This is a genomic window from Catellatospora aurea, assembly GCF_042663325.1.
In the GTDB taxonomy this organism is placed as follows: domain Bacteria; phylum Actinomycetota; class Actinomycetes; order Mycobacteriales; family Micromonosporaceae; genus Catellatospora; species Catellatospora aurea.
On the sequence record NZ_JBHTAC010000016.1, the window covers coordinates 152,050 to 158,924 of the forward strand.

General features: G+C 70.3%; 6 protein-coding genes. All 6 read left to right on the forward strand.

Annotated elements, in window-relative coordinates; all coding sequences use genetic code 11:
* The first annotated feature begins 109 nt into the window (after positions 1-109).
* The 6 genes from ACFQO7_RS18205 (at position 110) to ACFQO7_RS18230 (ending at position 6,700) form a co-directional block, all read left to right on the forward strand.
* The gene (locus ACFQO7_RS18205; protein WP_376807456.1) at positions 110-1,504 is read left to right on the forward strand and encodes a hypothetical protein; all 1,395 of its coding nucleotides are present in this window, start codon (positions 110-112) and stop codon (positions 1,502-1,504) included.
* A 258-nt stretch (positions 1,505-1,762) separates the two neighbouring features.
* A complete protein-coding gene (locus tag ACFQO7_RS18210; protein WP_376807457.1) occupies positions 1,763-2,722 on the forward strand; it encodes a MurR/RpiR family transcriptional regulator in 960 nt (319 codons plus the stop codon).
* A gap of 125 nt (positions 2,723-2,847) precedes the next feature.
* On the forward strand, positions 2,848-3,582 hold the full coding sequence (locus ACFQO7_RS18215) for a sugar isomerase domain-containing protein (protein WP_376807458.1): 735 nt from the start codon (positions 2,848-2,850) through the stop codon (positions 3,580-3,582).
* Positions 3,583-3,620: 38 nt separating this feature from the next.
* Complete coding sequence (ngcE, locus tag ACFQO7_RS18220) at positions 3,621-5,012, forward strand: N-acetylglucosamine/diacetylchitobiose ABC transporter substrate-binding protein (protein ID WP_376807459.1); 1,392 nt, start codon at positions 3,621-3,623, stop codon at positions 5,010-5,012.
* A 6-nt stretch (positions 5,013-5,018) separates the two neighbouring features.
* The gene (locus ACFQO7_RS18225) at positions 5,019-5,894 is read left to right on the forward strand and encodes a carbohydrate ABC transporter permease (RefSeq protein WP_376807460.1); all 876 of its coding nucleotides are present in this window, start codon (positions 5,019-5,021) and stop codon (positions 5,892-5,894) included.
* A complete protein-coding gene (locus tag ACFQO7_RS18230) occupies positions 5,891-6,700 on the forward strand; it encodes a carbohydrate ABC transporter permease (RefSeq protein WP_376807461.1) in 810 nt (269 codons plus the stop codon). Before ACFQO7_RS18225 ends, ACFQO7_RS18230 begins: the two co-directional genes overlap by 4 nt.
* Positions 6,701-6,875: the final 175 nt, after the last annotated feature.

Here is a 6,875-nt window from a genome sequence, read left to right on the forward strand (position 1 = left end):
CGAACCTGAATACCTGCTGACAGATGGCCCCGACCTCGGTCGGGGCCATCTTCGCCTGCTGACTCGTTAGCCCCTGCGGACTGCACGCACGGGTGAGGAGAGGCGACACGTGAACAGGGTTCTCGTCGAGAAGCGGCCCGCCGGCACCACGTCCCCGGTCACGCCGGCTGTGCCGCGCCTGGTGGCCTGGGCGGTGCTCGCCGGAGCGGGCCTGACCGTGCTCGCCCTGGTCGCGATGCTGCTGCGGCGGCTGCCGACCGGCTCGCGCCTGGCCGGGTGGACGTACCCGTACGACCGTGCGGCGGGGGAGTGGCACGTGGTGTGGCCCGCGTTCGTGGTCGCGCCGGTCGCGCTCGGGCTGCTCTGGCTGTCGCGCCGTCTGCCCGAGCGCTTCGACGGGGCCGTGGTCGCGGGGTGGTTCCTCGCGGTGATCCCGCTGCAGCTGCTGCTGCGGGTGTACGCGCTGCCCTCGCTCGGCGACATCGTGGCCAGCGACCGCGCCAACTCGTTCTACTCCCCGTCGCAGCGCTGGGGGATCGGCGAGTTCATGGGGAACTACATGGGGCTGGTCGAGCAGCTCCCGCCGCACGCGCGCACCAACATGCCCGGCAAGACGCTGCTGTACTTCCTGCTCGACGCGCTCGGACTCGGCCCGGCCGCGATGGGTGTGGCCGTGCTGGCGCTGGCCAACGTGTCCGCCGTGCTGCTGTGGCTCATCGTGCGCGACCTGACCGGCGACCGCCGGATCGCGCTGTACGCCCTGGTCCTGGGCCTGTTCCTGCCCGGCGTGCTGTACTTCGCGCCGGTGCTCAACGCCGTCTCCCCGGTGCCGATCCTGCTCGCGCTGTGGCTGCACGTGCGCTTCCTGAAGACCCACCGGTACGGGTACGCGCTCGGGCTGGGCGGGGCGCTGTACCTGGTCGTGTTCTTCGAGGCGCTGCCGCTGGTGCTGGGCATCGTGTTCGCGGCGCTGCTCGGCGTCGCGCTGCGGCAGCGCACGCTGAGCTGGCGGGACACGTTGCGCCTGGTCGGGTCGGCGCTGGCCGGGTTCGCCGCGTGCTACGTGGCCATGCGCGGGCTGTTCGGCTACGACCTGTTCGACAACTTCGCGTACGTGCTGGCCGACGCCAACGACTTCAACGCGCGCTGGCGGCCGTACGGCATGTGGGTCACCCGCAACCTGTGGTACCTGGCGCTGGCCGCCGGGATCGCGTCCTGCGTGCTGCTCGCGGCCGCGACCTGGGACGCGGTACGCAGCCGGTCGGCGCACCCGGCCGCGGTGCTGACCCTGTCCGGCGTCGCCGTGCTGATCGTGCTCGACCTGTGGGGCATCAACCGCGGCGAGACGGTCCGCCTCTGGATCTTCCTGGCCGTGTACCTCCAGATCGCCGCCGCCTGGCTCTGCGCCCGCACCGAACGCCTCTGGCCCGCAGCTGTCGTCCTCTCCGCCGCCGTCCTCCAGGCCGGCATCGGCTCCGCCATGATCGGCTTCGTCCGCATCTGACCGACCGCCCCACCCCGACTACCCGCCTCGACCGGCCGCCCCGCCGCCCGCCCCACCTGCGACAACTCTTAAAGACTTGCGCCCTCAGGACCGTCCTGAGGGCGCAAGTCTTTAAGAGTTGCGGCGCGGGGTGGGTCCCGTCGCGAGTGGTGGTCAAAATTATTGCTGGGGTGTAACGGGGTTGGGGGTCAAAATTTTTGTTGGGTGGGATTGACACTTTGGAGTGTGGGTCGTAATTTTCTTCATCAACGGACCGCGATGAAGGGAATTGTTGTGCAGGGTGTGATCGGCCGGATGCGGATGGAGCTGCCCAACCTGCCCGACGCGTTGCAGCGGGTGGCGGAGCAGATCCTGGAAGACCCGGCCATCGCCGCGCAGGCCTCCATCGTGGACCTCGCCGAGCGAGCGGGCACGTCGACCGCGACGGTGACCCGGTTCTGCCGGGTGCTGGGGTTCAAGGGATACGCGGCGCTGCGGGTGGCCATCGCGACCGAGAGCGGGCGCGAGGCGCAGGCGCGCTGGGAGACCGACATCGACCGGGAGATCGAGCCCGACGACCCGATGGACCGGGTGCTCGGGGTGATCGCGAGTGCGGACGCCCGTGCCATCCAGGAGACCGCGGCCCGGCTCGACCTGGCCCAGGTGGCCCGGGTCGCCGACGCGATCGCCGGGGCCAACCGGGTGGAGCTGTTCGGGCTCGGCAGCAGCGGCACCGCCGCGCGGGAGCTGGCCTTCCGGCTGGAGCGCATCCGGGTGCCCTGCTGGCACCGGGAGGACGCGCACAAGGCGCTGACCAACGCGGCGCTGCTCGGGCCGGGTGACGTCGCGATCGGACTGTCGCACAGTGGGCGCACCCGCGAGGTCATCGAGGTGCTCGCCGAGGCCGCCGACCAGGGCGCGCTGACCGTCGCGGTGACCTCGTTCGACAAGTCGCCGCTGGCCGAGGCCGTCGACGTGGTGCTGACCACGGCGGTGCACGAGACCACGTTCCGGCTCGCGGCGCTGTCGGCGCTACACGGCCAGCTGGTGGCCCTCGATCTGATCTACGTCGCGGTGGCGCAGCGCACGTACGCGCGTACCACCGAGGCTTTCGAGGTCACGGCCCGTGCCGTGCAGGCGCACCGGCTGCACGACGAGCCGACCTCGCACCGCCGCCGCGCGGCGCGGGAGGCCGCGGACTTGTCGCGGCCGGTCGTCCCGCGCAGCGCCGCGGACTGATCGCGGGCGGACAGCCGGGACCGGGCCGCCGGGGACCGGGGCCGCCGGGGGAGAACGTCAGGCGGCCGCGTGGCGGACCGGTCCCGGTGGGGCGACCGGGCAAGACAGCACAACGAAGGAGCGAGATGAACGCGCAGACGTACCTGGAAGCCATCACCGAGCTGGTCGGCAAGGTGGGCACCGAGCAGGCCGGCAACGTGCAGCGGGCCGCGGACCTGATCACCGACAGCCTGAACGCGGGCGGGGTGGTGCAGGCCTTCGGCAGCGGCCACTCCGAGGCCCTCGCGATGGAGATCGCGGGACGGGCCGGCGGGCTGGTGCCGACCAACCGCATCGCGCTGCGCGACATCGTGCTGTGGGGCGGCGAGCCGGTCGAGGTCCTCGAAGACCAGCTGCTGGAGCGGCGCACCGAGGTGGCGCACCGGCTCTACGAACTGGCCCCGATCGAGCCCGCGGACGTGTTCGTGCTGGCCTCCAACTCCGGCATCAACGGGGTCGTGGTCGAGCTGGCGCTACTGATCAAGGAGCGCGGGCACGGGCTGATCGCGGTGACGTCGCTGGAGCACACCGCGCGCTCGGAGCCGCGGCACCCGTCCGGCAGGCGGCTGAGCGAGATCGCCGACGTGGTGCTGGACAACGGCGCTCCATACGGCGACGTGATCCTGGAGAACCAGTCCGGCGCGGTGTCGTCGGTGACCGCGGCCGTGCTGGCCCAGATGGTCGTCACCGAGGTGGTCCGGCGCCTTTCGGAGGCGGGGCAGACCCCGCCCATCTACCTGTCCGCGAACATCGCGGGCGGCTATGAGCACAACCAGCAGTTGGAAGCGCGATACGCCGGGCGCATCCGGCGTATCGCCTAACCCATCAACCCCTCCTGAAGTGCATGAAGGGCGACACGATGAACCTTACAAGACGCACCGCGCTGGCCGGCGTGGCCGCGGTCGCGGCGAGCACGGGCCTGGCGGCCTGCGCCACCGCGGGCGGCGATGACGGCGACAGGGTCAAGCAGGGCGACACCAGCGCGGAGAACCCGCTGGGCGTCTCCGGCGAGGCCGCGCTGGAGGTCGTGATCTTCAAAGGTGGGTACGGCGACCAGTACGCTATCGACGCCGGCACCAGCCTGAAGCAGAAGTTCCCGAAGGTCGCCGTCGACCACAAGGGCATCCAGGGCGTCGGCGAGGTGCTCCAGCCCCGTTTCGTCGCCGACAGCCCGCCGGACGTCGTCGACAACAGCGGCGCGGGCCGCCTCGACCTGGCCACGCTCGTCTCGGCCGGCAAGCTCACCGACCTGACGTCGCTGCTGGACGCGCCGAGCCTGGACGACCCGGCCAAGAAGGTCCGCGACACCCTGATGCCGGGTGTGATCTCCGACGGCACGTTCGACGGCAAGCCGCTGGTGCTCAACTACTCGTCGGTGCTGTGGGGCGTCTGGTACTCCAAGTCGCTGTTCGCCAAGCACGGGTGGACGTTCCCGAAGACGTGGGACGAGATGCTCACCCTCAACGACGAGATCTCCAAGGCCGGCCTGCACCCGTGGACCTGGCAGGGCAAGTACCCGGAGTACCTCAACGACCCGCTGGTGTCGCTGGCGGCCAAGGCCGGCGGCTTCGACCTCGTGAAGTCGATCGACAACCTGCAGCCCGGGGCGTGGCAGAGCCCGGCGATGCTGGCCGCCGCCGAAGCCGTCCACCAGCTCGCGGTACGCGGGCACATCATGCCCGGCTCGGAGGGCCTGTCCCACACCGAGGCGCAGAACGCCTGGTGCAAGGGCCAGGTCGCGTTCATCCCGTGCGGGTCGTGGCTGGAGGGTGAGCAGCAGGCGGTCACCCCGGCCGGGTTCGACATGGTGATGGGCACCGTGCCCGCGCTGACCGGCTCGGACAAGCTGCCCAACGGGGCGGTCATGGCGGCCAGCAGCGAGTCGTTCATCGTGCCGGCGAAGGCCAAGAACGTGCCCGGCGGCCTGGAGTTCCTGCGGCACCTGTTCTCGCAGAAGGTGGCACGCGGTTTCGCCGAGAGCGCCAAGGCGCTGCCGGTGGTCACCGGCGCGACCGACGGGCTGAGCCTGAGCAGCGGCCTGGGCTCGGTCGCCGAGGCGGTCAAGGCGGCCGGTCCGAACGTGTTCAGCTACAAGTTCCGGACCTGGTACGCCCCGCTGAGCAAGGCGCTCGACGACGCCACCGGCGAGCTGGCCACCAAGCGGATCAACCCGCAGCAGTGGGCCGAGCGGGTGCAGAAGGCCGCCGACGCGGTCGCCAAGGACAGCTCCATCGTCAAGCACCAGCGGTGATCGGCCATGCGGCACGGCAAGTACCGGTTCCTGGTGGGGGCGCTGATCGTGCCTCTGGCGCTGTACGGCGTGTTCGTGCTGTCGCCGTACCTGCAGGCGTTCCAGCTGTCGTTCACGAGCTGGAACGGGGTCGACAGCGCACCGGAGTTCACCGGGTTTGACAACTACGTCCGGTTGCTGGATGACCCGCTGTTCCTGGCGGGGCTGCGCCACAACGGGCTGATGCTGCTTGTCGTGCCGCTGGCCGTCATCGTGCTGGCGCTGGCGCTGGCCGCCGCCACGAAGGGCACCAAGGTCTACCGGGTGGTGTACTTCTTCCCCCAGCTGCTCAGTGTCGCGATCATCGCGGTGCTCTGGCAGTTCGTGTACACCCCGAACAGCGGGCTGCTCAACGGCGCGCTGTCGGCGGTGGGCCTGGACTCCTGGCGCAAGTCCTGGCTGGCCGAGCCGGACCTGGCGCTGTGGTGCGTGATGGCCGTGATGATCTGGTCGTCGGTGGGCTTCTACGTGGTGCTGTTCTCGGCCGCGATGGAGTCGGTGCCCGACGACATCATGGAGGCGGCCGCCATCGACGGGGCCGGCCCGATGACCGTGTTCCGGCGCATCACGCTCCCGCTGATCTGGGAGAGCGTGCAGGTCGGCTGGATCTACCTGGGCATCGCGGCGCTGGACGGGTTCGCCCTGGTGCAGATCATGACGGTCGGGCCGGGCGGCCCGGACAACAGCACCGAGGTCATGGGGCTGGGGCTGTACCGGACCGCGTTCACCTTCGGCAAGTTCGGCTACGCCTCGGCGATGGGGGTGGCGATCTTCTTCCTGACCCTGTCCATCGCCGTGCTGCTGCTGCGGGTCACCAAGCGGGAAAGGGTCGAGCTGGCATGAGGGTCAAACACGCCTTCCTCACCCTGTGGGCCGCGCTGGTGACGCTGCCGCTGCTGTGGGCGCTGATGTCGTCGTTCAAGACCGACGCCGAGATCTTCGACAGCCCGTGGACGCCGCCCGCGTCGCCGCGCTTCGACAACTGGTCGCGGGCCTGGGAGCAGGCCTCGATCGGGCAGTACCTGTTCAACACGCTGATCGTGGTGGGCGGTGCGCTGGCGCTGACCATGCTGCTCGGTGCGCTGACCGCGTACTGCCTGGCCCGCTACGAGTTCCCGGGCAACCGGTTCCTGTACTACACGCTCATCGCGGGCATGCTGTTCCCGGTGTTCCTGGCCCTGGTGCCGCTGTTCTTCGTCGTCGACAACCTCGGCATGCTCGGCACCTACCACGGGCTGATCCTCGTGTACGCCGCGTACGCCCTGCCGTTCACGGTGTTCTTCCTGCACGGCTTCTTCCGCTCGCTGCCCGGCGCCGTCGCCGAGGCCGCGTTCATCGACGGCGCGTCGCACGCCGGGGTGTTCTTCCGGGTCATGCTGCCGATGGCCCGCCCCGGCATGGTCAGCGTCGGCATCTTCAACTTCCTCGGCCTGTGGAACCAGTACCTGCTGCCCAAGGTGCTCAACCCGGACCCGGACCACTACGTGCTCGCCCAGGGCCTCGCCGAGCTGGCGGTCAGCCAGGGCTACCGCAGCGACTGGAGCGGCCTGTTCGCCGGGCTGATCATCGCGATCCTGCCGGTCCTGCTCGCGTACGTCTTCTTCCAGCGGCAGATCCGCGCCGGGCTGACCTCCGGCGCGCTCAAGTAACACCCACAGACCGCACGGACGAGCGTCTACGCCGAACTCGGGGGGAGTCTGCTCTTCGGCGTGTTCGACCGTGCCCGCAAGAAGGCACCTCCCACGGACCGCGGGGGCAGCAGGACCCCGGCGCGCCGCCTCTCACGCGGCGCGCCGGGGCTGCCCACCACCGTAGTCCGCCACC